Raw genomic sequence first — 26486 nt, 5'->3', positions numbered from 1 at the left:
TCGGGTTGGGGTAGGGCATGCGAGTTGCTGCGTTGAATGGAGATTCAGCTCTGCTGCGCGTACCGCATCAGATGATAGGAGGGATCTCCGAACTGAATGTTGATGGAGCTTATTCGCTTGAAGTAATGGCCGACGTTCAGTTCGTCGCTCATGCCCATGCCGCCATGCAGTTGCACCGCCTGCTCTGCGACGAAGCGCGCTGCGTAGCCGACCTTGGATTTGGTACCAGACGCCAGCTTCGATCCATTCGGCTCTTGAGCGGCGAGGCTGAGGTTCAGATGCTGGGTGAGCGAGATGGCCTCTTCGAGCGCGATGAACATGTCGACCATGCGGTGCTGCAACACCTGAAAGGTCCCTAGCGCTACCCCGAACTGCTTGCGGGTTTTGCTGTATTCGAGCGTCGCGGAATTCAGCACGGACATCGCTCCGACCGCCTCGGCGCAGAGCGCCGCAATGGCGCGCTCGCGGCAGGCCTCAAGGGCCGCAACGCCTTCGCCTTCGCGGCCGAGCAGCTGGCCGGCGGGCACCTCGACGTTCATCAGCGTCAGTTCGGCAGCGTGCCGTCCATCGATGGTCTTGAAGCTCTGCAAATGGAGATTGGCCGAACGGCTATCGACGACAAACAGGCTCACGCCGTCCCGATCGTGAGGACCACCGGACGTCCGCGCCGATACGATCAATTTGTCGGCCCACGGCGCACCGACCACCGCGGCCTTTGACCCACTCAGGACAAAGCTTCCACCCTGGCGCCGGGCTGTCGTGGTGACGTTGTTGAAATCATAGCGCGATCGCCCTTCCGCCCAGGCCAGCGCCCATATCGCCTCACCCTCCATGATCCTCGGCAGCAATGCCTCACGCTGTTCCGGCGAGGCGACGTCCTCGATCAGGCCGCCTGCGAGAACCACCGTCTCGAAATACGGTTCGACGACGAGGTTGCGGCCGAACTCCTGCATCACGATCATGGTTGCCAGCGAGCCGCCCCCCAGGCCGCCGGAGCTCTCCTGGAACGGCGCCGCGCAGAGTCCAAGCTCGGCGAAGGCTTTCCAGTGCCTGCGGCTCCAGCCCTCATCGGTCCAGACGATCTTGCGGCGCTCGTCGAAGTCGTACTGCTCGCGCAGAAAGCGTTGGATGCTAGAACGGAGCAACTCCTGCTCTTCCGTCAACTGGATGTCCATGAGATGCCTCGTGCGATGTCGTCAGAGACCGAGCACCGCTTTCGCGATGATGTTGCGCTGGATTTCATTCGATCCCCCGTAAATGCTCAGCTTTCGGGAGTTCAAATATTTCTCGGTTGCCGTGTGTCCATAGCCCGGTCCCGGCATGAACCGGTTGGCGGTTACCGGGTGCTCGCGGATGGCCAGCCCGTAATTGCCGATCGCCTGATGGGTCAGGTCCGTAATGCGCTGGAATATCTCCGTGCCCCTGATCTTGAACAACGATGCAGCCGGACCCGGATCGATGCCGCGCGACATCTGGGCAACGATGCGCAGCTCCGTCGCCTCCAGTGCGAGCACATCGAGCTCGACCCGCGCGATCTCCCTGATGAACTCTCCGAACGCCGGATCGCCCTCACCGACCTCGGTTCGCACGATCTGCTTGAGACGCGCGAGATAACGGGTCGATCGGCCGATCCCGGCCATGCCCGTGCGCTCGTTCCCGAGCAGAAATTTCGCGTAGGTCCAACCTCTGTTCTCTTCGCCGATCAGATTCTCCGCCGGGACGCGCACGTCCTCCAGGAAGACATCATTGACTTCGTGCGATCCGTCGATGGTGATGATCGGCCGCACGGTAACCCCGGGCGATTTCATGTCGATCAACAGGAAGGAAATGCCGGCCTGGGGTTTTGCCGACGGATCGGTCCGCACCAGGCAGAAGATCCAGTCGGCATGCTGGGCCAGCGTCGTCCAGGTCTTGTGGCCGTTGACGACATAGTGGTCGCCGTCGCGCACCGACTTGGTGCGGACTGATGCCAGGTCGGACCCTGAGCCTGGCTCCGAATAGCCCTGGCACCACCAATCCTCGCCGGAGAGGATACGCGGCAGATACTTCCTCTTCTGCGCGTCGTTGCCGAAAGTGTAGATGACCGGGCCGACCATGGTGACGCTGAACGCGAGCGGCGGCAGCGTCCCGGCCCGTGACGTCTCCTGCTCGAAGATGAAGCGCTGCGTGACCGACCAGCCCGGGCCGCCATATTCTTTTGGCCACAGCGGAGCGATCCAGCCCTTCCTGTAGAGTATCCGGTGCCAAAGCAGCGATTGCTCCTTGGTCAAATCGGTGTCGGGGTTTGGAACGCGCATTTCCTGCGGATAGTTCTCCGCAATGAAAGCGCGCAGCTCGTCACGAAACGCAGCGTCTTCACGCGAAAGCTTGAGCTCCATCGTGAAAGCTCCCGCTACCATTTCTCGCCGAAGGGACGAATCTCCAGCTCGAAGGTCCAGGCGCTCCTGGGCTGCTGATAGAGCAGCCAGTAGGATTCGGCGACCGACGATGGCGGCATCAGGAGGTCGGGATCATCCAGCGCGTTCGGACCAAGCGCCTCGATCCGCCGCTGCCGTACCCATTCCGTGTCGACGCCGGAATCGATGATCAGATGTGCAACGTGAATGTTCTTCGGGCCCAACTCGCGCGCCGCGGCTTGCGCGACCGCCCGCAGGCCGAACTTGGCGCTGGCGAAGGCCGCATAGCCGCTTCCGCCGCGCAAACTCGCCGTCGCACCGGTGAAGAAGATATTGCCCCGGCCGCGCGGCAGCATCAGGCGCGCGGCCTCACGGCCGGCGAGGAAGCCGGAATAGCAAGCCATTTCCCACACCTTGCGAAACACCCGCTCGGTCGTGTCCAGAATCGGAAAGTTGACGTTGGCGCCGATGTTGAAGATGCAAACCTCGAGCGGCGCGTGCTTGTCGGCATCGCCGAGGAAGGAGATGATCTCGTCTTCCTTGCGCGCATCGAGCGCGCGCGCGTGAATTTCGCCGGCGGCCTTCTCGACCTCCTTGACCAGCGGTTCGAGCTTGGCGCCGTCGCGGCGTCCCGCAAACACCGTAAAGCCCTCGGAGGCGAACTTCTTTGCAATCTCGCTGCCGATATAATCACCGGCGCCGATCACGGCCACGGTCGCGTTTCTCTTTTGCAAGGGTCTTCTCCCGGTCAGGTTAGATCTGTTGTGTGCGAAGCGGGACGATCGGCGCCGGAGGGGCTCCGCCCTCCGCGCGCAAGGACTCCGCGAGCTTGTGCTTGAGTATCTTGCCCGTAGACGTCGCCGGCAAGGCGTCGAGAACGATGATTTCGGACGGCCGCTTGTAGGAGGTGAGCTGGATCCGGACGAAGCTCATGAGATCCGCCGGCGTCACCTGCGCCCCCGGCAGCAATTGCACAAAAGCCACGATATCTTCATTGCCGTCTGCGGCACGGCCGACCACCGCGCATTGCACGACGTCCTTGTGCGAACTGAGGACCGCTTCGACCTCGGCGGGGTAGACGTTGAAGCCCGAGCGGATGATCATTTCCTTGGTGCGACCGACAATGTAGAGGCAATCGCCGTCGAAACGGACTAGATCGCCGGTATTGAACCAGCCTTCGCTGTCGATCACTTTGGCTGTCAGCTCCGGGGCGCGGTAATAGCCTCGCATCACGTTGCGCCCGCGGACGTAGAGCTCTCCGACTTCTTCCTTCGACGCCGGTCTGCCGTCGAGAGTCCCTATGCGTCCTTCTACTCCCGGCAGCAGTGTGCCGACCGCCTGATCGGCACGCGGTGCGTCGAAGCGGACGCCCGATATCCCCGGCGAACATTCAGTGATCCCGTAGCCGTTGAGAAGCGGCAGGCCAAGCTCCTGCTCCACTCGCGATTTCAGATTGAGATCGAGCGGCGCGCCGGCCACGGCGATCAAGCGCAACGAGCCAGGATCGAGCCGATGCAGACCCGACACACTCTTGTACTCCAGCAGGCGCTGATAGGTGGCGGGTACGCCGTTGAGGATGGTTATCCCCTCCTCCGCCAGCGCCTTTGCCGTCGCCGCGGGATCAAATTTGCTGACCATCCGCGCCGTGCCGCCGACCATCAAGGTCATGATCAGGAGCGAGATGCCGACGATATGCGAGATTGGCAACACCAGGTAGATCTTGTCGTCTCGATCCATCTTGCGGAAATGCGCCGTGGTCCTGGCGCTGATCAGCAAATTGTCATGAGAGAGCATCACGCCCTTCGGCGTCCCCGTGGTGCCCGACGTGTAGATCAGCACCGCAACTTGCTTCGCGGGGTCCGCTTCCACCGGCTCGACCGTTGCATTTTCGTTGAGTGGCCCGACGCCGATGTTCGGCAGCGGGCCCAACTGCCTGTTCTCCGCGCCTAGGCGCGATGCGTGGACTGCGGCCTCCTTCGAAACATCCGATGCAAAGAACATCCGGCGGGCGCCGCTGTGGTCGCGAATCTGGTCGAGCTCCCGCGCTGACAATCGCGGGTTGGCGACGATTGCCCAGGCGTCGATCCGGCTCGCCGCAAGGAGCAAGGCCGCCAGCGAAATGCAATTTTCGCTGACGATGATCATCCGATCGCCTGCTCGCACCCCGAGTGAGGAGAGGACGGCGGCTGTCTCGCTGACCCGCCTGTCCAGGTCACGATAGCTCCAGCCGACGCCGCCTTCGACCAGAGCGATTCGACCCGGAGCATCGGCGGCATGGTCAGCCGTCACCTCATGGATACGGCGCGGCAGCCCTACAGCAATCCCATCGAGATCGATCGCCCCTGAAAGACCCGCCACCGCCACACTCCCGAAAAACGTGCGCCGCCTTTTTGCCGCGGTGCAGTGGCTCGGAGTTAACGTTCTTTTTTAGAACTCGTCAATCGCTAATCCTGACTTGGCTCTCTCGTCTCAACGGGACAGCCAACCTGCCGTTTTTCAAGAGTTTGTGGAATTCTGTTTTACAACGCAGCCGACAACAAGTATCTCTAGTACCAAATAAGAACTTATACCAACGGGAGAAACGGATGGAAAATCGCGGCGTGGCAATACTCGTTGGCGCAGGCGACGCCATCGGCGCGGCCGTCGCCCGGCGGTTCGCCAATGGCGGCTATACGGTTTGTATCTGCCGGCGTGACGCGGCGAAATCCGAAGCACTGGTAGATGAACTCGCCGCTGCGGGCCACCGCATTCACGCGTTCAGCGTCGATGCTCGTCAGGAAGCCGAGGTCCGGAAGCTCTTTGCCGAGGTCGAAAAGAATATCGGACCGATCGAGGTCTGCCTTTTCAATGCCGGATCTAACGTCAACAAGCTGCTGACGGACACCACGGAAAAGCTTTTCTTCAAGGCGTGGGAACTGGCCTGCTATGCCGGATTCCTGGTCGGACGCGAGGCAGCGCGTGTCATGCTTCCGCGCGGACGCGGTACCATCTTCTTCACCGGGGCAACCGCCAGCATCCGAGGCGGCCGGGGTTTTGCGGCGTTCTCCTCGGCGAAATTCGGCCTCCGCGCGGTAGCCCAGGCCATGGCGCGCGAGCTTGGACCGAAGAATATCCACGTCGTCCACCTCATTATCGACGCCGGCGTGGACAGCGAGGCCATTCACCAGCGCATGAAAGCGGCGAAAGGAATCGAGGCAAGCGATATTCCCCCGGACAGCCTGACGAAGACGTCCTCTATTGCCGAAGCGTATTGGTTCGCCCATCAGCAAAACCGCGACGGCTGGACCCATGAACTCGACCTTCGCCCGTCAGTGGAGAAGTGGTGATGAGCACAACGGATCTCACCCTGTGGGGCGCCGGTACGAGCCGCACGATCCGTGCGCACTGGGCCATGCACGAACTTGACTTGTCTTACAGCGTCAAGCCGATCGGGCCACGGACAGGCGAGACCAAGACCGCTGAATACACCAGGCTCAATCCCCGCCAGAAGATCCCGCTGCTGCAGGACGGCGACTTCTGCATCGGCGAAAGTGCTGCGATCGTTGCCTATCTGTCGCGGATGTATTCCACGCCGGAATGCTCGTTGATTCCAGACGCCGCCCGCGATTACGCCGCGTGGCTCGAATGGTGCTTCTTTATCGTGGCCGAGCTCGATTCCACGAGCCTTTACGTCATGCGCCGCCACCGCGCCGATGCGTTGGGACACATTTATGGAGTTGCGCCCGAGGTTGTCGCACAAGCCGGGGAATACTTCCGGCAACAATTGCGACACGTGGAGGTCGCGCTGGCAGACGGCCGGACGTTCTTGATGGGTCATCAGTTTACCAGCGCCGACATCCTCCTCGCGACGTGTCTGGACTGGGCCGTCGCTTACGGCGTCGACATTTGCGACAACGCGCAACCCTACCTTGAACGCATCAAAGGCCGAGCAGCCTATCGGCGCGCCGTCGAGGCCAATGTTCCGATGGGACCGATTGCGCCGGCGACGGCGAAGATCTGAGAACCTCTCGGCGGTCGCGAGAAGGGCTTCGGATCAGACGGCCACGCGCAAGCTGCGTTCGGCGACCATCCTGTCGATGGCGCCGTCGTCGTAGCCAAGCTCGCGCAACACCTCGCGCGAGTGCTCGCCGACCCGCGGCGCAGGTCCGCCGATCGCGGCTTCATTGATTTCGAAGCGAGCCGCCGGCTTCGGCTGCCTCACCCGGCCGACCTTCGGCTGATCGAATTCCACGATGATGCCGCGCGCGACCACCTGCTCGTTGTGAATGATTTCGCCTCGCCGCAATATTGGCGCGCACGGGACGTCCGCGGCATCCAGCCGCTCCAGCCATTCGGCCGTCGTGTGCTGGGCGATATACTCCGCCATCTTGTTGATCCGCGCGGTGGCGTTGACCGAACGCGCCGACGGCGTCGCAAACCGGGGATCTTTGGCAAGCTCGGGATCGCCGGAGGCACGGCAAAATCCCTGCCACTCGGAATCGGAAATGGTGCCGGCGGTGATGTAACCGTCGCTGGTCTTGAACACCAGATCCGGCCGGTCATTCGGATCGGCAGCCGCCGCCTCGGCGCCCACCACGGTGTACTGCATCATGCCTTCCGGCCACAGGTACGAGATCATTACATCCAGCATCGCAACCTGAATGTGGTCGCCCTGCCCGGTCTTCTCGCGCGCATAGAGCGCGGCGGCCACCGCCTGCGCGGTGAACACGGCAGTGGTCTTGTCGCATACGATGGTGCGGATCATCTGCGGCCGGTTCGTGACCGGCTGCGACTGGATATCGGCGAACCCCGACAGGCCCTGGATGATCGGATCATAGACGCGCTTCTTGACATACGGACCGGTGTCGCCGACGCCGCTGATCGAAACGTAGATCAGGCGCGGATGGCGCTGACGCAATTCCTCCGCGCCGAGACCGAGGCGCTCCGTGGTGCCGGGCCGGAAGTTCTGCACCAGCACATCCGCCTGCGCGATCAGCCTGCCGAGCACGTCGCGACCGGCGAGGCTCTTGACGTCGATCGACAGCGAACGCTTGCCGCGGTTCGAGGAGATGAACAGCGCCGAAAATTCTCCATCCTTGTCGATGGTGGCACGGCTGCGGCGGGTGATATCGCCACCGATCGGCTCGATCTTCAGCACGTCGGCGCCCTGATCCGCCAGGAACATGGTCGCAAAGGGACCCGACACGACGCCAGTCAGATCGAGGACACGAACACCGCTAAGCGGGCCAGGCATGGCTTTCTCCCTGAGCTTACTTTTCATTTTTTGATCCGGGTGCTTGGCTTTCGCCTCAACCGGACAGCCGGCGCCGCTAGGCGGTCTTGGGAAGGGGTTGCCTGGTCTGTTCGACGATCGACTCCTCGACGTCGCGGATCTGGTCCTTGCCGAAGAACATCTCCTTTCCGACGAAGAATGTCGGCGAACCGAATGCCCCCCGGCTCACGGCGTCGTTGGTCAGATCGATCAGCCTCTTCTTGACGTCGTCCTGCTGCGCACGTGCGAGCAGCCGGTCGATATCGATGCCCGAGGAGGTAAAAGCACGCCGGAAGATTTCGAGGTCGTCCATCTTCCTGGGCTCTTCCCACATGTGATGGTAGGCGGCGCGGAAATAGGGCTGGAACACACCCTCGAATTGCGCAGCGACAGCACCGCGCATCAGCATCAGCGTGTTGACCGGGAAGAACGAATTCTGGCGGAACTTCGTGATGTTGTGGCGACGGATAAACCGCTGGGTCTCCAGCGCCTGGTATTCCGGCTTGTTCTTGATGCCACGGAGCGAGTCGAACGGCGACATGTTGCCCGTCGCCTTGTAGATGCCGCCAAGCAAAACCGGGACATACTCGAATTTCACCCCGGTGCGCTGCTCAATCCCCGGGATGGCGACTTCCGCCAGATAAGCATTGGGACTGCCGAAATCGAATTGAAATTCAACCTTCAGGGGCATGTCGGCCTCTCCCGGAAAACGCGTTGGATGGTGAGGTTCGACGGTCGGCCAGTCGAACTCAGGCTGCTGATTATTGATACAGTTCTAAAAACGAACTGTCAATTCTGACGTAATCCCTGCTGGTTTATCCTGCTTGGCAAGGGATTGTTTCGAGTTAGGTACCGATCTAGAATGGTAGCGGGACCAAAAGCTCCCTGGACGATTCGAGCGGAAGCCGTGGCAGACTGGAGATCTTGAATGAAATGGGGTGAGCTGGAGGAAGAGCCGTGCTCGATGGCCCGGACCATCGGCGTGATCGGCGATCGCTGGACCCTCATGATTCTGCGTGAGTGCTTCCTGCGCACACGCCGCTTCGAGGGATTTCAATCTTCGCTCGGAATCACACGCCATCTGCTCGCCGAACGGCTGAAGAAGCTGGTGCGGCAGGGCGTGTTGCGTCGTATCCCCTATCAGGACTCGCCCAAGCGGCATGAATACATCCTCACCCAGAAGGGACTCGATCTCTATCCGATCATGATGGCGATCGTGCACTGGGGCGACACTCACATGGTCGACGCGCGCGGGCGGCCTTTGCTGCATCAACACCGCAAATGCGGCAAGGACTTCGATCCGGTCATGGTTTGCTCCGAATGCGGCGAACCGCTTTCGGCGAAGGAGGTTCATACCCACCCCGGCCCCGGTGCTCGCCGCACCCCGGCAATAGCGGCGCCAGAGAAGCCGAAGGCAAAGACCCGCCGCAGCGCCGCCTGAGGTCGATCGCTCGAGAGCGCATCGAAAGCCGCAACGGTAGCGAACGGCTGAACCAGCCCTCAGACCCGGATCACGTCTTGACGTGCCTCGTTGCAGTATAGACGTTCCACCAGTTCAGAGCGGTGTTTCAGCACCGCACGTTGATTGACATAGGCCTTGTCGGTGATTTCTCCTGCCGCCAATGACGGCGCGTCCTTCAGCAGCGAGAAAGAACAAATTGCTTCACTGCTTCCAACGGTCTCGTTGTACTCCTGAAGACGATCCTTCAAAAACTGGAGCACGAGATGGTCGCTGGTCAGATCCGGGGCCGGGGTTTTCGAAATCCTCGCCGCCTCGGTGGGATTCAACCAGCAGAGCAGCGCGCACGATTCACGATTTTCTCCCGCGACGACGATGTCCAGCAATACGCCACGCGTTGCCGCCAGGAGTGCCGCGCGCATATTCCCGATCGGGACCCACGTGCCGTTCGCGAGTTTGAAATTTTCTGAGATTCTGCCGGTGAACCGCAGGCCGCGCTCCGGCTTCTCGGGATCCAGAAACGAGACCGTGTCGCCGATGCGGTAGAATCCTTCCTCGTCGAAGGCCTGCTCCGTCAAATCCGGCCTTCCGAGATAACCGGGAGTGACGTTGGGTCCCTTGATCCTGACCTCGTAGGTATCGGACACAGGGATCAGTTTCAGTTGCAGGCCTGGCGCTGGAAGACCGATCTCTCCTGGCTGGTCGGTCGCCCAATGGGTGGTGGCGATTGTCGGGGCCGTTTCGGTGGTGCCGTAGCCGGACATGACCGGAATTCGCCGGCCGGTGGCCGCAAACGTCAATCGATAAAGCTTTTCCAGCGTGGCCTGTGAAATGGCGGCGCCGGCATAGCTTAGCCGATCCATCCTTTTGAACACGCTGGCACCAAGATCGAGGTCGCTCTCGATCGCGTCGCACAGGAGATTATAGCCGGCAGGTACGTTGAACATGGCAGTCGGCGAAACCTCCTTGAGATTTGCAACCGTCTTGTGGAAGAGCTGCGGCAGCGGCCGGCCATCGTCGATGTAGAGCGTCCCGCCGTTCTTGAGAATGCCGTGAAGGATGACGTTGCTGCCCATCGTATGGTGCCAGGGTAGCCACTCCACCTGAACCGGTGCTTCCGGAGGTGACACCAGCAGGCTCCCCATTTGCAGGGAGCTTGCCATCATGCGGTGGGTGTTGAGCACGCCTTTCGGGAAGCCGGTCGAACCGGACGTGAAGAGAATTTTGGCGACGGCATCGCAAGACACGGCGCGTGATGCCCGCTCAAACCCTTCGCTCCCGGTTCGCGCCGCAAGGGTGCGGAAAGGCACCGTATCCGGCGCACCATCGACGCTGATCCAGGCCGCTTCCGCCAACTCGGGAATGGCGCGGCCCGCGGAAAAATCGCGTCCGCTCTGAACAAAAACAAAATTCGGGCGCAGCGTTTCCGCGATATCCTTGAGACGAGCCAGGCCGCCGGGCATCAGAGTGTAGTTTGGCGATATTGGCGCCAGGACGGCCCCGATCGACATGGCCGCAAACGAGATCACCGCGTTCTCGATCGAGTTTCCTGACAGGACTGCCAGCTTGTCGGCGGGCTTTGCGCCCATCTCGATCAGGCTTTGGCCGACTGCCTGGACCTGCAACCATGCCTCGCCATAGGTGATCTCGTCCCATGCACCCCCGACATTGCGTTGCGCAAGGAAAACCCGGTCCGGAACGGCAGCTGCCCAACTCGGCAGAAAATCGGTGACGCGCCAGTCGCACGGCGCCCATTCGAGGGGCGAACGCAAGATCAGCGCGCCGTCGGGGCGACGCTCGATGCGAACCTCCCGCGGCGCAAAATTCAGTGCCTTCGTCGACATCGAGATGGTCTCCGTAATTGCTGGAAAGACAATCGCGCGGGCGGCCGGTACGCAGGCCGTGCCGGATACGCCACCTCGCCGGTTGCGCGCTTTATTCGGAGCTCGCGTCCAGCACTTCCCCGAAAGCTTCCCAGCTCGTGCCGGACCATCGCTGCAACCGCATCTGCGTCCAGATCATGTTCTGGGCGCCGCTGGTATTGACCTTGATCCCCGGCAGCGCGGTCGGGACGACGAAATCCCTGAGGTTCTTGGCCTGCGCAAGAACGTTCTGGCGGGACAGATCATTTCCGCATTGCTTCAGGATCTGCTCGAGCAGGATGCCTTGCTGATAACCGGTCAAATAGCTGCCGTTGGTGATATCGACACCCGACAAATATTTGTCGAGAAAGCTCCGGTAAGCCTGCATGGCAGGGTCGTCCTTCCACGCCTGATCCAGGATATCCTTGTTGATCGTCCCGACGATCACGCCGACTGATTTGTCGAGGCCGGCCGGGGTGAGCGTGCCTCCAACCGAACCGGACGGAAAGTCGATGATGAGGGTCGCCTTCCAGCCGATCAAAGAGGCTTGCCGGATTGCCTGCGCGGCGAACTTCGGTGTTCCCGCGATCATCAACGCGTCGGCGCCGGAGCTCTTCAGATTGGTGATCTGTGAATCGACGGTCGGTTCGGTGACCTCGTAGGAAGCGCTGACGACTTTTCGATCGTAGTCCTTGCCGAGAAACGTCTTGAAGGCATTGACGTAATCTTTGCCGAGGTCGTCGTTTTGATAGAGGATCGCATATTTGGCGTTCGGCAGCGTCTTGGTCAGATATTTGGCGTAGATTTTTCCTTCGGTATCGTAGCTGACAAGGCCCGTCGTGGTCAGCGGGTAAGCGGCGACGTCGGTGAATTTTGATGATCCGCTGACGATTGCAATGCTGGGCACGCCTTTCGCCTTCAAATATTTCGCTGTCGCCGAAATGCCGGGAGTACCGAGCTGGCCGAACATGAACGCCACTTCATCGCTCTCAACGAGCTTGCGGACGTGCTCCACCGCTTTGGGCGGGCTGTACGCGTCGTCATAGGCGATGTAGTTGATCTTGCGTCCGTTGACGCCGCCGCGGTCGTTCAAGGATTGAATGTAGGCGATCAGTCCCTTGCCCACGAGACCGATCGACGACGCCGGGCCGCTGAACGGAAACACCCCGCCGATCTTGATCTCGGTCGCAGAGACTCCCGGTTCGTCGGCCGCGAGTGCCGGGCCGCACAAGAGTAATGTCAGCGCAGCCACGAGCTTCCATGTCGGCGTCATTTTCTCGTCCTCCCAAACGCGCCGCGCCCTTTTCGGGGACATAGCGCTGTTACTGTGCGGCTGCCTGCTCGCGCCCTGCGTCCTCCAAGCCGAATTCGACTTCGCTGAACCGGACCCATCCAGGGCTGCAACCGCATATCGCGACCGTTACGACCAGTCGTCTCTTCTTTGAAGATACAGTTCTTTTTTAGAACTAGTCAACTGCTATAATCCAACGCGGCCGCTCGCGAACTCCGGGGCGCGCTCACCTGCGGAATCAAGCCAAGCAAATTGGCGTGCTTCCAGCGCTACTCTGGAAGGGCCTGGCCAGTCGATTTTGAAGTGTTCGAGACCGATCAACGCGCGGGCTCAGCCGCCCAGGCCGAGGCAAGATACGAAACTTCTCAGTTCTATTTAAGTATCAATCGCGCCTCCGGTTGCCCGCTCGGGAGCATCAGAAGCGCTATCTTGCCAACGCCAACGTCAGCACGCAGCGCGGTATGACGTTCGTGGTTCTCTCCAATGCGACGATCAAAAGAATCCGGCGCTCAAATCCAGGCCATGGGTAAGCGAAAGCAGAACACGAAAGCGCACGCTACGGCCAACAGCAGCGCGTGCTTTGCCACGCCGGCGCTGGTAACCGAGAAGATCGTGCGGGAAATTGCGCTTAAGATGGCCGTCTTGCACACGCCTTCGCATCCTCGCGGCGCATTTCGCCCGAGCTTTGCTTCGTCGCTTCACCCTCTTGTCCAGGAGGGCGCAGGGAAGGCCGGGTGCCGGCTGGCACCCGCGGTCCGCTGCGCGAAAGGTAGCGCAAGGAAACCGCACAGCAGCATACAGGTGTAGCCAATCACTCGGCCTTCCCTGCGCAGTGGCTTTACGGCGTATGCCGTGCTCTCCCGGGAGCCGAGTTCCTGTTGGCCTCCCTCGCCTTCACGAAAGTCGCGGACACCGCGCCGGTTGACGCGAATGCCGCCTCCGCAAAGGCTTGACCGTAGCAACGACGGCCAGGACCACACGGTTTTGCCGTACGCACGACTCGCTTGTCGCCACCGGTTTCGACGACGTTGTGCACGTTGCCGCCGACCTGATGACGAGACGAACCTGACAGCGCCGCTCGTCGGCACGAAGTTCTGGGCTCACGGAGAGCAATCCGCCCTGCCCGCACTTTCGCGCCCGACGCTGCCGCGTCCACCGCAAGCCCGGCTCTACGACCATCACGACACATGGTCGCCCCTCAAGGGTGAGCCGGGATGGGCGACACATACGCCAAAACCGAATTTCGGTAAAGTGGAATATTTTTGCGGGGAGGGATTGACGGGCTGACGGGTGTTTTGCCCGACGGGTGACGGTTGGCAACGCTCAGAATTTTGGAGCGTCCGAGTGCCACCGCACAAGCGCATCCATGTTCAGTCGCATTTCGTTTGCATTGAACGATTATCAAGCCATACCGAGAAGCTTAGCCGAGAAACTGGTTGAGAGACGTTCGTCTCACCTTTGCTGGGTGGAGAGCCAGTTTAGGCTGTCCCGATTCTCACCGGCTGCGGGAGGCATCAAAAATGCAAAGAACCCCCGGCAGTTTCCCGCCGGGGGCCTCTTGGAGGTCAGGTCGTTAGACCAAACTTACCAGTTGCGCTGAGCGCGGAGCAGCACGCTGACGGTGCTCTGATCCTTCAGCTCGTAGGTGGCACCCGGCTTTGCGATGAGTGGCGCAGCGGCAGGCGTGGTGATCGTACCAGCGTACTTCTGGTCGAGCATGGTGTAGGCCACGTCCGCCGAGAAGGTCAGGTTCTTCACCGGGGTCCAGCGGGTGATGAGACCGACCGTGCCGAGGTTGAAGTCCGGGTTGCAGGTGGTGATGCCCGCAGTGGCTGCGCCCAAACCGAGGAGAGCACCGCAGACGAGAGCCGAACCGCCGTTGCCGTACTTCAGCTGAGAGTACGAACCGTAGATCGCGGTGTTCCAGAACGCATCCCAGTTGTGGGTGAAGGCGCCACGGAAGCCCCAGCTCGTAACCGTGGAGATGCCGGTTCCGTTGGCAAACACACCGTCAGCAGCGCCGGCAAGGCCAATGCTCTGATAGGCACCCGCCAGGCCGGTACCGCCGAACATTGCATAGTTCTGCGAGGCCAAGCTCTGGAAGTTGTAGCGGGTCGCACCGTCCGTGTAGACCGCCTGCACGTTGAGCGTGTCGCCGGCACCAGTCGGGATGTTCTTGATGGACAACGCCGCCTGCACGGCATATCCCCACTTGTCGCCCGGGTGACCGGCCGCTTCGGTTCCCGCAATCGCAGCCGCCGCGGGCAAGCCAGTGTAGTACCCGACGTGGTTGTTATGCGCCGCTGCGGACAACTGGAAGAGACCCCAGGCCTGGTCAACGCGGACCATACCCTGGATGTCAGGAGACCGGGTGCCACCGAAGGCATTGATGCCGTAGCCGCCCGAACCAAAACCCGCGACGGAAACGCCGGCGCTGGTGTTGTACAGGTTGCTCTGATAGTAGGCAGTCGGGTCTACCGCCGAAATCGCGGCCGTGATGCCCTGACCGAAGTCAGCGGTGTAGGTGAACTGGTTCACACCAGTGACCGTGCCGCCGCCACCCGTCAGACCGTCGAAGTTGTTGCCCGGATAGTTGGTCCAGGGAGCGTCGAACTGCGCGACGGCCTTACCCATGGTGAAGCCGGCGAACTGGATGAAGGCGTAGTACACGCCGAGCGTACCGCCAGCGATCGCGCCTGCGTTGGCATTGTTGGGCGCGCCAACGCCCGTGCCGCCGAGCTGCGAGTAAACGGTGGCGCCAGGAGTGGTGCCGCTGCCCGAGTAAGCATCCGTCGTCCACGAGAACACCACATCCGCGAAGGTACGAACCACGCCGTATTCGGTCGCGGTGCGCGTGTCGACGTTGAAGTCTTCACGGGCGCGAGTGACGTAGTAGTTCGTCAGACGGTTCTGAGCACCTTGGGTGCTGCTGAAATTACCGTTGAAGTCGGTCGCGTTGATAGCGACTTCGGCACGCAGATAACCACCCAGCTTGATGCAGGTATCAGTGCCCGGGATGTAGTAGAAACCGGCACCATAGAGCGAACAGATCCTCACGTACTCGACCGCTTTGGCCTTTACGGGAAGATCAGCCGCTTGTGCTCCTCCAACGGCGAGCAGCGCTGCCGCGGAACCGAGCAAAAGGCCCTTGAACTTCATGTTAACCTCCAAGTTGAAGCCCCGTACAATTGCTCGTACAAAGCCGTTTGAGCTACCCGCAAAAACACGTCGAAATTCAACGCGTCCCTGTAACGATGGTCTACTTCAGCGAAAGACCTAAACGGGACGACCTTGGGATGCCCCCCTCCGTCGCACTCACGATAAGAAGCGAAGACCTCCGATCAATCAATGACAGACTGCCTTTGTTGAGGCCTGAATGGCGCGTTTTTGGACGGATGTTGCACAAATATCACTTTTTGCTGAACGGCTACTTTTCACCAATACCTTGATAATACTTACGAAATACCCGCCGCTTGATAGAAGTGCTCGGGGCGTGATCTCGCGCTGTAGGAGTTCCCCACAGCCTCAATCCTCCCTCTGCTGCTGATCATCTCGGGGAATCAGCCCAACCCCAAGGCCTTGCGCCTTTCGAACGAGGGAGTTTCTTGGCGGAGACCCGAGGCTTTGGCCGAGCGACGCGGAGTCACTGCTCGGGCGGCTGATCTGAGCTAGAGCGTCACTCTTCTAATCAGGACTTCTCCTGGAGATGCACCGGAAGGCCCATCGCTGCGGAACGAAGAAGGTCGCTCCGGGTTGGCGAGGAGAACCTTCACTTGCGGCGTTGGGCGAAGCAGCCATGCGTTCGGCCTTCTCATGCGGTACTCATGACCGCTGGCCATAATGCCCTCCGCGGATCAGGTCCCGATCAAGAGCACGCATTCATAACGGATCACGGCGAGTGCGCCCGCCGTGATCCGGCTGCCCAAATTGCGATCGCCTTGCTTGCTGATACTGCCAAGCTTGTCCGGCAACGCGCAGGGGTGTCGAACAGCTGTTGGCGTCGCCGATCCAGCTGACTGCCGGGTCCCGGGGTTGCCCGCGCGTGTCTTGCGGCTCTCGGCAGTCAGTTGCGGACACTGAAGGCTCAGATCCTGGAGTTCGCAGATCCTGGAGTTCGATAGGCGCATTATTGCTTGGCATCGATCAAACGCGACAAGCAAGCGACTGGATGCGATCCCTGGCATCGGTTCGGCACCGGCAACGGCGCTAGTCGCGAGCGAGTTGATGACGGCAGTCTGCTGGCGAATGATGAGATGGCGCAGGCGATGAAGCATCAGACAGCTCTGTTGTTCGATCGTCTTGCTCGCCACGAACCGCATGCTAGGCCTTGTGACCGCCTCGCAAAGCGCCTCCGCGTCGGTGCTGTCGTTCTTCTGCCGCTTGACGTGGGGCTTCACATTGGACGGAGGCATCAGTTGGACCGTATGCCCCAAGGCCTGCAGCCGGCGCGACCAATAATGCGAGGACGCACAAGCCTCGATCCTCACTGGGCACGCGGCATCTTCTCAAAGAAGGACGGCACGAAACGGCGCTTGAGCTGAAGGCGTAGGACCACATGGAATGACGGGTGCCTCGTTATCAGGGCACCCGTCCGAAGTTGATCAACCAAAGCTCATTCTACCTGGCGATTGCAGCTTGGGCCGCGGCGATCTTCGCCTTCACGGCCTCGAGATTGAAACTCGCGCCTTTCTGCATCGGCGGAAACTCGATCGCAGTCATCGCCAGCTTTTCAACCTGTTGTTGAACAAATACGAAGCGCCAGAATTCGTATTTGAACCAGTCGAAGTATTGCTGCGCACCTTCCTTGGTCCCGTTGTTCGGCCAGCCCGTGCGCTCGAACGGATCGAGGCGCAGGTTGGTTATGTAGGGTACATCCGGCTTGCTTTTGTCACCCAACCAGCCCCCAGGCTGGTCGATGAACCGAAACTTATAGTCATCGATGCGCACCGCGCCGAGCTCGCTTTCGCCGAAGTACCAGATCTCGTGCCTTTTCGACGGCCCCTGACCGGTGATCATATCCATCTGATTATAGCCATCGAGATGGCACTTGAACGTGGTTTCGCCGATCTGCTTTCCCTTCTTCAATTCTTCGACGATGTTGGGATTGCCCGCGGCAGCAACAAGCGTCGGGAACCAGTCGAGGCCGGAGATGATGCCATTCTCGACCTTGCCCGCCGGCACTTTGCCGGGCCAGCGGATCATTGCTGGGACGCGGAAGCCGCCTTCCATCACCGTGCCCTTGCTCTGCGCGAATGGCGTCTGTCCGCCATCGGGCCAGGTGAACACTTCGGTGCCATTGTCGGTCGTGAAGATGACGATGGTGTTGTCGTCGACACCCATGTCCTTGAGCTTCTTCATGACAATGCCGACGTCATCGTCGAGTTGCGCCATACCGGCTTCATGGATCGTCCAGCCGTTCTTGGAGTTGCGCAACGCCTGATATTTCGGCGACAGATGGGTGACGATGTGCATGCGGGTCGGGTTGAGCCACAGGAAAAACGGTTTGTTCTCGGCCTTCGCCTTATCGATGAACGCCAGCGAGAGGTCGCGAATTTCGTCGTCCACGGTTTCCATTCGCTTCGGATAGAGCGTTCCGGCGTCCTCGATCCTCTGCTTGCCTACCTTGCCCCAGCGCGGATCTACCGTGGCGTCGTCAACGCTGGTCGCATATGAATGAATCATGTTCCGCGGACCGACGGTGTTCAGCAGATCCTGCGGATAGGCGGGATGGGCCGGATCTTCCATCGCATCCAGATGATAGAGGTAGCCAAAGAATTCGTCGAAGCCGTGCACGGTTGGCAAGAACTCGTTTTTATCACCGAGATGGTTCTTGCCGAATTGGCCGGTCGCGTAGCCCATTCCTTTTAGCGCCTGAGCGATCGTTACGGCCTGCGCCGGCAGGCCTGTGGGAGCGCCGGCTTGGCCAACGGTCGTCATACCGGTGCGGATCGGCAGCTCGCCAGTGATGAAGTTGGCACGGCCGGCCGTACAACTCGCCTCGGCGTAATAGTCGGTGAACAGCATGCCTTCGGCGGCGATCTTGTCCAGGTTCGGTGTCCGGCCGGCCATCATGCCGCGGTGGTAAGCGCCAAGATTCCAGATGCCGATGTCGTCGCCCATGATGACGACAATGTTGGGCTTTTGTCCGGCAGACGCAGCTGCCGGTGCTGTCGTCGCCTGCTGCGCCTGGGCAGGGCTCGTCAATCCGACGGCTGCGAGTGCCGAGGCCGCGACGAGAGAGCTGCCGCTCAATAGCAATTCGCGGCGTTTCAATCCTGCGCTGCCTGGCCCGGTAGCGAGCTCTGACTTTTCTGACGCCTTTTTGTCGCTCATGACGATTCCCTTCCTGGTGAGCACGTGAAGCCGAATGACGAGAGCGTCGGCTCGAGGCGGCATGACTCGGCCGGGCAAGAGCGACAACAGTATGCGCAAGTACTGCAAGTACTGAAGGCTCTCCACCTGACGAATGTCGACCGTCGCAAGTACAGCTTGTGAGCCGACGCACTAACGAAAATGACCCACGACCCATCCTGGCGGAGTTTCTAGGGATCGACTATGCGGAAACGGCAACCGCTCCAATTGCGAGTCCAACCCGATCATGCGGATGGCTTAGGGGCTGTGCAGGATCGCTCCGTTGCCGAACGAGGTCGCTGAGATGGGTAGATGGCAAGCTAGGCGTTGATCTTCCTCATCAGGATTTTCTCCTGGAGATGCACCGGAATCCAACATGGCTCGCAGACGTATCGATCGGCTCGGCATGACGGGCTGCCGGGCGATAGCGTCGGCAGTAGTTCGGCGCACACAGATGTGAGCCTCCCTTGAGCACTCTCCGTGGAATGCTGATGTTCGGGGTGCGCGGGTCGTAGCTCCCGCCCTCGGCGCCGCCGCGCGGATTCTGCGGAACGCAACAAGCCTTCGGCGCATCGGCATCGTGCTTCGCCGAATACCAGTCGGCCGTCCACTCCCAGACGTTGCCGATCATGTCATAGAGGCCGTATCCGTTCGGCGGAAACGCGGTCACCGGCGAGGTACGTTCGAAGCCGTCGACTGCGAGGTTCTCATGCGGAAAATTCCCTTGCCAGGTGTTGGCCATGTGTTTGCCAGCAGGCGTCAGTTCGTCTCCCCACGCGAACTCCGCGTCGCTCAAGCCCCCGCGCGCGGCGAATTCCCATTCGGCTTCGGTCGGTAGTTCCTTCCCGGCCCATTTTGCGTAGGCTTCCACGTCGCGCAAAGCGACGTGAACGACGGGGTGATCTTCCAGCCCACGGATATTGCTGTGACGTCCGTAGGGCCGTCGCCAGTTGGCGCCGAAGGCGAATGTCCACCACTCCCCCCAGTAACGCAGGTCCACCGCCTCTTTGGGCGGGGTGAACACAAGGGAGCCTGCTTTGAGCATCCGCGGCAATGCGTTTGGATAATCCTTCGCGTCGGGAGTGATCTCTGCGAAGGTGACGTAGCCGGTCGCGTTGATAAACTCGCGGAACTGGCGATTGGTTACAGGCGTCCGGTCCATCCAAAAACCGTCCACGGTAACGCGGTGGGCGGGCGCTTCCTCCGGATAGTGCGTGTTTGAGCCCATCCGAAACGTACCGCCCGGTACGTGCACCATCTCTATATGCGGTGAATGTTCAACGCGCCTGGGATCAGACTGGGGAGCGAAATTCATGTGACTTCCGTCTTGCCGATCACTTCAGTAGCAGAGTGCCCAGCCTGCGCCGCGCGCACTATGCGAATTCGGCAGAATCCCGAAATCCTCGAAGCGAAGACCAAGCCTTAGCTACGAACTCGAAAGGCCAGGATTACCAATCCCGCCCCCTGAATGAGGAGCAGCGCACCAAAGACAACCGGCACGGCCAATGCGGCTGCGATCGGAGACCCTAATAGCAGAAGACCAACCAGGCCGTTGATCGCTCCCAGGATAAGCGGCCCGATGCCGCCACCCTTGAGGCCGGCAATGATCTGCAGGGCGCCCATGACAAGTCCTTGCACGCCGAGAATGAGGATAAGCACAGTAGGCACGGTCAGGGAAGCAACCAAAGGGTGCCTTAGAACGAACAGTCCAGCCAGAACGCCGACAAGCCCGCTAAGCAGGGACCATATCCACGGAGTCGAGCGATCGACGAAGACCTGAACCAGCGCAAGGAGGCCGGTGATAAGCCAGTAGAATCCCAGGAAGGTTGTGAGCGCCAGGATTGTGGCTCCGGGCTGAGTGACAAGCATAAGGCCAAGGATGATACCGGCAAAACCCTGCAGCAGGAAAACCCACCAGATGCTCGGCTGTTGCGGAAGGATAGCGATATTGGTCATGACGCGCGGACTCCCTCTGCTAAATGGCTGGCGGCAATCGCTGCGGCTTGAGCAGCTCGGCGGTGTCGAGCGCGGCTCGACGCCAGCTCACAGTATCCAAAGTGACCGGCTTTGGGCCGGCCACTGATGTTGGATATCGGCAGGCGTCGTTACTCGCTCTGATGACCGGACTTCTTCATCTCTGCGAGGATACCGTCGAGGTTATAGGTCTCCGGTGCCTGCATCGGAGGGAAGTCCTTGTACGAAAAGAGCTCCTTTTCCCAGAGCAACTGGCCGAGCGGCAGGATATTCCAGTCATAGAGATAGGCCGTGCTCGGAGAGCCGATCGAACCGGCGTAGCCCAGCAACGATTTGGCATCGGAGCCGACCGTCTGTTCGAATGGGTCACGCTTGATGTTGGCGACCTGCGTCCAATGGAAGCTCTGCGCTCCGAACAACCCGCCGGTCCCGGTGTCCGGTACCATCGTGTAGTACATCTTCCAGTTCTTGTAGCGTACCGCCGATGGCTGCGCGCCGGTGTAGTAGAAGAAGACTTCGCGCGCCGACTTGTCCGTGCCTTCGAGATAGGCGCGCTGATCGACGCCGTCCAGCGTCGTCTTGACGATGCCGGGATAGCTTCCGGCCTCGATCTGCTTCTTCAAAGCGTCGCCCTTCGGGCCGCCGGCGATGTCGACGAGCGTCGGCAGCCAATCAAGTGCCGACATCATCTCGCTCTTGACCGTGCCCGGCTTGATGTGGCCCGGCCAGCGAACGACCAGCGGGGCGCGCATGCCACCTTCCCAGGTGGTCAGCTTGCCGCCCTTGAAAAGGGTGGTGCCGCCGTCGGGAAAAGTGATGTTCTCGGCGCCGTTGTCGGTGGTGAAGACGATGATGGTGTTGTCGAGCTGGCCCATGTCTTCGAGTTTCTTGAGAACATAGCCGATATTGTCGTCCATCTGCTTCATGCCGGCCTCGTTGAGGCCCCAGTCCTTGCCACCGGGCTCGCCGATCATCGCCTCGTATTTCGGTGGCAGCACGGTCGTGATGTGCATGCGCGCCGGGTTGTACCAGACGAAGAACGGCTTGTTGGTCTTCTTGGGATCGTTGCGATCAAGATAGTCGATGACCTTGGCCGAGATTTCTTCGTCCACGCTTCGGGATCGGTCGAGCGTCAAGGGACCTTCGTCCTTGCAGGTCTGGTTTGCTTGCGAGCCGTCGGGCGATTTGCACGCAAGCACTGGCCGCGGCGGCGTCAAGCACGTCGTTGTTCGAGGATCCACGGCACCTGGGACTTCGGTGAGACCCGGGACCGGGGTTGCTTTGCACGGAGGCGCAATGCCTTGCACGGTCGGGCTCTTGTTGATGTCCGGGAAACTCACCCCCTGCATCGCGTCGAGGTGATACAGGTAACCCCAGAACTCCTGGAAACCATGCGCAGTTGGTAGCGCCTCGGGATTGTCACCAAGGTGATTCTTGCCGAACTCACCGGTGTTGTAACCGAGGTCGAGCAAGAACTTGGCAACGGCGGGGGTGCCAGGCCGCAGCCAGGACGGGCTGCCGGGGAGCTGCGGGGGAATCATGCCGGTGCGAAGGGGATGCATGCCGGTGAAGAACGCATTGCGGCCGGCGGTGCAGCTCTGCTCAGCATAGTAGGTCATGAAAAGCGCACCGTCATTTCCGATGCGGTCTATGTTCGGAGTCTCTCCCACCATCAAGCCGCGATGATAGATGCTCGGCTGCATGATGCCGATGTCGTCGCCCATGATGAAAAGGATGTTGGGCTTTCCGGCTGGCGCCTGTGCGAAGGCCGGCAGGGTCATCGCAGGCAAACTGACGGCCGCCAAGGCCGCCCCTGAGACCAGTATCCGTTTTAAGCTTTTAGTGATCGTCATAGCTCCGGCTCCTACTCTCACGATGTGTGAACGGCAGACTTTTCGAGGTCTGGAGGGCGGCCGCAGAAAGCGAAATCAATTGGCCGCACTCGCAGAGCTTTCCGCTTGCTGACGTGGCTAGTCTTCCAAGCTCTCTCAGAAGGGGCTATGCGAATACGGCAGAGCGCTTGTAAATTATTCCGCTTTGTTGGAAACGCGGCGCAAAGTTGACGAAGGTGTTTCACCGAAAGCGTCACGGTAGGCCACCGCAAAGCGGCCTAGTTCGGTGAAGTGATGATTTCGCGCAATCTCTGAAACGCTCGCCGATTCCGGATCGGCGCAACTCAATGCGGATCGCGCCCTGTTCAACCGCCGCAACAGGTAATACCGGCTTGGACTAACGCCCAGAAATTCTGCACAGCAAACTCGCAACGTGCGCTCCGGCACTCCGATTGTGCTGCAGAGCTCGGACAGGTTCAAATGAGGCTCGCTTCGTCGCGCCAAACACTCTTCGAAGCGGAGCATGATATCGGCGTGGCGCAGCCTGGAATTCGAGAGCCCACCGGCATGCCTGGTCGACAGGCATTTGACGAGTGCATGGAGCAACTCGCGCTCGAGCGAGGCCGCACCGGCTTTTGAAATGAATTCTCCAGCCCTTTCAGCGAGCTGACACGCTTGGGAAACCAGGCCCAACAACACAGCAGTGGCGCCGTCTCCAGGAACCAAGACGTAGCCCTGTGATGGCGCTCTAATTGTTTCACCAATCAGAGTTTTGCTGCATGCGATCAGCTGATCTGGCGGCAGAGATATCATGTACCAGTCCCCTTCTCCGACGGTTCGCTGGTGCGCTTTCTGCCCAAGGGAATGGAAAATCAGATCGCCAAAATTCAAGCCCAAGCCGCAATAGATCAGGCTCCGCGTCCGATTCGTCGAAAACGAGATGTGCACATGGGCCGGCGGCAAGGTGAGGAAAGCGATCCGCGGAAGGTTCTCTCTCCCTCTCAACACGTTCAGGCAGCCAAGATCCAAATGGGTCAGTTGCCCCTTGAACGCTCCATTCGATGTAATAAAGAGCTCGACCTTCGCCGCTCCAATCGCCGCACCGTAGGCGTCTGGACTAGCGAAAGTCGCCATTCCGTTCTGGATCATCCAAATCGTCTCGTTCGAAGACGGCCGCCGCCGCCGGCCCAGGCGGGCCCCAGCATGGTAGATCGGCAACGATCCGCCTATGCAGCTTCGGAAGCGGAATGTGCTCGGTCGCGACTATTGGTTTCCTGGCTCCCCCTCTGGGCGACTGGCGCTATGCCCCAAGTGTTGCGCCGAGACATCAGCCGCCAACAGTTTGCTGTTTTTTGCCGATTTTGCATAGCTTACGACCGAACCGCAGATAGCATAGGAGAACAAGGTACCGGGGAGCGGGCAGATGCGGCGTGATGGTTCGATCAGGGACTTCGGGCTCGGCGCGGGTACGATCTGTGCGATGCTGATCCTCACCACCCAAGTGTCCCGCGGCGACGAAAGCGGCATTTCGTTCTGGCTACCCGGCCAGATCAGCAGTCTGCCGGCGGTCCCGCAGAGCGCGCCGGGCTGGTCGATGGGGACCGTCTATTATCACACGAGTGTTGCAGCTTCCGGTTCAGTCGCTGCGGCAAGAGAGATTCAGATCGGGAGGCTCGCGCCGAACGTCAATGTCAGCCTCAACGCGAGCCTGCATGCGCAAGCCGATCTTTTGCTATTAAACCCGACCTACACCTTCGGCACACCCGTCCTTGGTGGCCAATTGGCAATGGGAGTAACGGGCATATTCGGCCGGTCGGCTGCGACCATTGATGGAACGCTGACAACCAGCGTGGGAGGATTTGCGGCAACGCGAATGGGGAGCATCGGTGACTCGATTACGTCCGTCGGCGATCTCTACCCGATGATCACGCTGAAATGGAACTCGGGCGTTAACAATTATATGACGTACATAACCGGCGATATTCCGGTCGGCGCTTACGATCCAAGTCGCATCGCGAACATCGGGATCGGTCACGGCGCCATCGATGCTGGCGGCGGCTACACGTACTTGAACCCGGCTACGGGTGTGACGCTTTCAGGCGTTGCGGGATTCACTTACAATTTCAAGAACCCCGACACGCAGGTTCAAAGCGGAATCGATTTCCATTTCGACTGGAGCACAGCGCAATTTCTTTCGAAACAGGCTTTCGTGGGCCTGGTCGGCTACGCTTATCAGCAAGTCTCAGATGATACCGGCGGACATCCACTGCTTGGCGGCTTCAGATCTCGCGTTCTTGGTATGGGGCCCCAGTTCGGATACATTTTCCCCGTCGGCGACATGCAGGGATATCTGAACATAAAGGCATACGGAGAATTTGATGCGGCGAACCGGCCGTCTGGTTGGAATACGTGGCTGACGTTTGCAATTTCCCCAACGGCGGCAACGGACGCGAAGCCGACTCGGCATCTCGTGACGAAGTAGTGATCGGGACTTCGTGACGGCTTCGCTTCTGCACGCGTCCCTAAACTCGCCATCAGGCAGTTAGGTGAGTTCTGCTGTTGAGCTTTGACGAAACGTTTGCCAGCCCGTTGATCGCTTTAAGGCTCAACACGTGATTGCCTCGCTCGTTTGTATCTTGCGCAAGCCTCGCAAGGTGGCTTCGCTGCCGACGTGCGTCAACTCCGCAGGTTTCGATTGAGAACAACTTCTTCCCAACGGATCGAATTGAACCGAGGCTTTGATGCACAGTCGGCTGAAGGCAACCGCGGGAACTCAGCGCGCATCGAACGAAAAGATCACTTTCCAATCTTTCTTCATGTCGATCACAGTCCACCGGTTTGCAGCAGCCGCGTCCAACGCCACGTCGAGCCGTCCAAAATGTGACTGTCGATCATAGGCGTACTCGCGCGCTGCGTCAGTGTGATGAACTATAGCCCCAAGACGCAAGCCATCGCCGCCGATGGTGGTCCATTGAAGCATTTGCAGATCACCGTCTGAGTTTCCGAATGCAGCAATGGGACGACGGCCAACAAACTCGTAGATTCCAACGGGCTTGCCCGCCTTGTCGTCGATGAAGTTCACCTCCGGCAAACGGAATAGCGTAGGAATGCCATCGCGCATTTCAAATTTGGTCTTGATAGATGACCCTACCACTTGTTCCGGAGGAACCCCGTACACTTTGTCCGTCCATGGACGCATAAACTCGACGCCGCCGCCGGACACTATATAGGTCTTGAAGCCGTTCGCCCGAAGATAGGAAATCAACTCAAGCATCGGCTGATAGACCAGTTCAGTGTAAGGCCGCCGGAATCGCGGATCGCGCGCCGTGGCGAGCCAGTCCACCACAATCTTGGAGAATTCGTCAGTCGTCATGCCGGCGTGGGTCAGCAGGATTAGATCCAGCAGGCTGCGCTCGCTGAAGCCGGTCAGAGCTTGCATATTCCCTGCAAGTACCGACTGGAAAGGCTCGGTATACTGCCATTCCGGATGCAAGGGCGCCAGAGCCTTTACCCGATCGAGCGCGAATGCCAGTTGAACATACATCGGCTGCTCAACCCAAAGCGTGCCATCGTTGTCGAAGGTCGCAACACGTGCGGCGGCCGGCACGAATTCCGAGCCGCCTAGTGTAGTGACTCGACGCACAAAATCCACGATAGCCTGTTTCGTCGGCGTGTCGTTCCATGATGGGAGGGGATCGCTTTGGGCAAACGTGGGCACCAGGCAGATCAGGTTCAGCAACAGACCCAATGTGGCGCCGGCAATCGCGCTCAAAAATTTGCGCCTCATAGCTCACACTCCAAGTGCCGACAAATTATCGGGACTCCCGACTTGGTGGAGTTTGAATGAGCCGGATGTTCACCGTCTATGCAATTTCGGCAGACCTTCTGCATAAGCACGCCTGAGCTACCAGCGACGGAGCGGCCTCTCGACAATGCACGAACAGTGGCGAACGTCGCGCAACGAGGCGGGTTAGCGTCACCTCGGATCGGGCCGGAACCTGTCGCCAAGAACTTGCGCCGGTCACGCGATGGAACGTGACGTTCGTCGGCGAGCCGGGCTTTATCTGAAA

The 26486-nt window shown here is 60.1% G+C and carries 20 protein-coding genes; 4 read left to right on the top strand and 16 right to left on the bottom strand.

Annotated elements, in window-relative coordinates:
- Positions 1 to 44 precede the first annotated feature (44 nt).
- From ABIB00_RS20850 to ABIB00_RS20835, 4 genes are read right to left on the bottom strand one after another with little or no spacing between them, the layout of a single operon-like run.
- Complete coding sequence (locus ABIB00_RS20850) at positions 45 to 1175, bottom strand: acyl-CoA dehydrogenase family protein (RefSeq protein ID WP_354105674.1); 1131 nt, start codon at positions 1173 to 1175, stop codon at positions 45 to 47.
- 21 nt (positions 1176 to 1196) lie between these two features.
- Positions 1197 to 2378, bottom strand: a complete 1182-nt coding sequence (locus tag ABIB00_RS20845) for an acyl-CoA dehydrogenase family protein (protein ID WP_354105673.1) — start codon at positions 2376 to 2378, stop codon at positions 1197 to 1199.
- Between the two features lie 14 nt (positions 2379 to 2392).
- Entirely contained in the window at positions 2393 to 3130 is a 738-nt protein-coding gene (locus ABIB00_RS20840; protein ID WP_354105672.1) for an SDR family oxidoreductase, read from the bottom strand.
- A 19-nt stretch (positions 3131 to 3149) separates the two neighbouring features.
- On the bottom strand, positions 3150 to 4754 hold the full coding sequence (locus ABIB00_RS20835; protein ID WP_354105671.1) for a class I adenylate-forming enzyme family protein: 1605 nt from the start codon (positions 4752 to 4754) through the stop codon (positions 3150 to 3152).
- A 227-nt stretch (positions 4755 to 4981) separates the two neighbouring features.
- On the opposite strand from ABIB00_RS20835, the gene ABIB00_RS20830 reads away from it, so the two are divergent.
- Positions 4982 to 5722 (top strand): SDR family NAD(P)-dependent oxidoreductase, encoded by a 741-nt coding sequence (locus ABIB00_RS20830; RefSeq protein ID WP_354105670.1) that lies wholly within the window; start codon positions 4982 to 4984, stop codon positions 5720 to 5722.
- Positions 5722 to 6396 carry a glutathione S-transferase family protein gene (locus tag ABIB00_RS20825; protein WP_354105669.1) on the top strand — a complete coding sequence of 225 codons (675 nt, stop codon included), beginning with the start codon at positions 5722 to 5724 and terminating at the stop codon, positions 6394 to 6396. Before ABIB00_RS20830 ends, ABIB00_RS20825 begins: the two co-directional genes overlap by 1 nt.
- A 33-nt stretch (positions 6397 to 6429) precedes the next feature.
- Here the strand turns inward: ABIB00_RS20825 and ABIB00_RS20820 are convergent, their stop codons facing one another.
- Positions 6430 to 7629, bottom strand: a complete 1200-nt coding sequence (locus ABIB00_RS20820) for a CaiB/BaiF CoA transferase family protein (protein ID WP_354105668.1) — start codon at positions 7627 to 7629, stop codon at positions 6430 to 6432.
- A gap of 76 nt (positions 7630 to 7705) precedes the next feature.
- Positions 7706 to 8338 carry a 2-hydroxychromene-2-carboxylate isomerase gene (locus tag ABIB00_RS20815; protein ID WP_354105667.1) on the bottom strand — a complete coding sequence of 211 codons (633 nt, stop codon included), beginning with the start codon at positions 8336 to 8338 and terminating at the stop codon, positions 7706 to 7708.
- Positions 8339 to 8575: 237 nt separating this feature from the next.
- Here ABIB00_RS20815 and ABIB00_RS20810 point away from each other — a divergent pair, with 237 nt between their 5' ends.
- Positions 8576 to 9088, top strand: a complete 513-nt coding sequence (locus ABIB00_RS20810; protein ID WP_354105666.1) for a winged helix-turn-helix transcriptional regulator — start codon at positions 8576 to 8578, stop codon at positions 9086 to 9088.
- 59 nt (positions 9089 to 9147) lie between these two features.
- On the opposite strand, the gene ABIB00_RS20805 is transcribed toward ABIB00_RS20810, so the two are convergent.
- From ABIB00_RS20805 to ABIB00_RS20765, 9 genes are all read right to left on the bottom strand, one after another.
- Complete coding sequence (locus ABIB00_RS20805) at positions 9148 to 10950, bottom strand: AMP-binding protein (RefSeq protein ID WP_354105665.1); 1803 nt, start codon at positions 10948 to 10950, stop codon at positions 9148 to 9150.
- 91 nt (positions 10951 to 11041) lie between these two features.
- The gene (locus tag ABIB00_RS20800) at positions 11042 to 12241 is read right to left on the bottom strand and encodes an ABC transporter substrate-binding protein (RefSeq protein ID WP_354105664.1); all 1200 of its coding nucleotides are present in this window, start codon (positions 12239 to 12241) and stop codon (positions 11042 to 11044) included.
- A 1602-nt stretch (positions 12242 to 13843) separates the two neighbouring features.
- Positions 13844 to 15418 carry a porin gene (locus ABIB00_RS20795; RefSeq protein WP_354105663.1) on the bottom strand — a complete coding sequence of 525 codons (1575 nt, stop codon included), beginning with the start codon at positions 15416 to 15418 and terminating at the stop codon, positions 13844 to 13846.
- Between the two features lie 695 nt (positions 15419 to 16113).
- The gene (locus ABIB00_RS39115) at positions 16114 to 16578 is read right to left on the bottom strand and encodes a transposase (RefSeq protein ID WP_502917850.1); all 465 of its coding nucleotides are present in this window, start codon (positions 16576 to 16578) and stop codon (positions 16114 to 16116) included.
- 298 nt (positions 16579 to 16876) lie between these two features.
- Complete coding sequence (locus ABIB00_RS20785; protein WP_354105662.1) at positions 16877 to 18592, bottom strand: arylsulfatase; 1716 nt, start codon at positions 18590 to 18592, stop codon at positions 16877 to 16879.
- A gap of 358 nt (positions 18593 to 18950) precedes the next feature.
- Positions 18951 to 19925, bottom strand: a complete 975-nt coding sequence (locus ABIB00_RS20780) for a formylglycine-generating enzyme family protein (protein ID WP_354105661.1) — start codon at positions 19923 to 19925, stop codon at positions 18951 to 18953.
- Between the two features lie 107 nt (positions 19926 to 20032).
- Positions 20033 to 20566 carry an HdeD family acid-resistance protein gene (locus ABIB00_RS20775; protein WP_247352207.1) on the bottom strand — a complete coding sequence of 178 codons (534 nt, stop codon included), beginning with the start codon at positions 20564 to 20566 and terminating at the stop codon, positions 20033 to 20035.
- Positions 20567 to 20715: 149 nt separating this feature from the next.
- The gene (locus tag ABIB00_RS20770) at positions 20716 to 22365 is read right to left on the bottom strand and encodes an arylsulfatase (protein ID WP_354105782.1); all 1650 of its coding nucleotides are present in this window, start codon (positions 22363 to 22365) and stop codon (positions 20716 to 20718) included.
- Between the two features lie 246 nt (positions 22366 to 22611).
- Positions 22612 to 23565 (bottom strand): helix-turn-helix domain-containing protein, encoded by a 954-nt coding sequence (locus tag ABIB00_RS20765; RefSeq protein WP_354105660.1) that lies wholly within the window; start codon positions 23563 to 23565, stop codon positions 22612 to 22614.
- A 331-nt stretch (positions 23566 to 23896) separates the two neighbouring features.
- On the opposite strand from ABIB00_RS20765, the gene ABIB00_RS20760 reads away from it, so the two are divergent.
- Positions 23897 to 24898 carry a SphA family protein gene (locus tag ABIB00_RS20760; RefSeq protein ID WP_247444805.1) on the top strand — a complete coding sequence of 334 codons (1002 nt, stop codon included), beginning with the start codon at positions 23897 to 23899 and terminating at the stop codon, positions 24896 to 24898.
- A 291-nt stretch (positions 24899 to 25189) separates the two neighbouring features.
- Here the strand turns inward: ABIB00_RS20760 and ABIB00_RS20755 are convergent, their stop codons facing one another.
- Positions 25190 to 26203, bottom strand: a complete 1014-nt coding sequence (locus ABIB00_RS20755) for an HAD family hydrolase (protein ID WP_354105659.1) — start codon at positions 26201 to 26203, stop codon at positions 25190 to 25192.
- Between the last annotated feature and the right edge of the window lie 283 nt (positions 26204 to 26486).

It is taken from the genome of Bradyrhizobium sp. LB14.3, assembly GCF_040547985.1.
Taxonomy (GTDB): domain Bacteria; phylum Pseudomonadota; class Alphaproteobacteria; order Rhizobiales; family Xanthobacteraceae; genus Bradyrhizobium.
The sequence above is the reverse complement of the archived record's forward strand: the minus strand, read 5'-3'. Positions and strand labels throughout refer to the sequence as shown.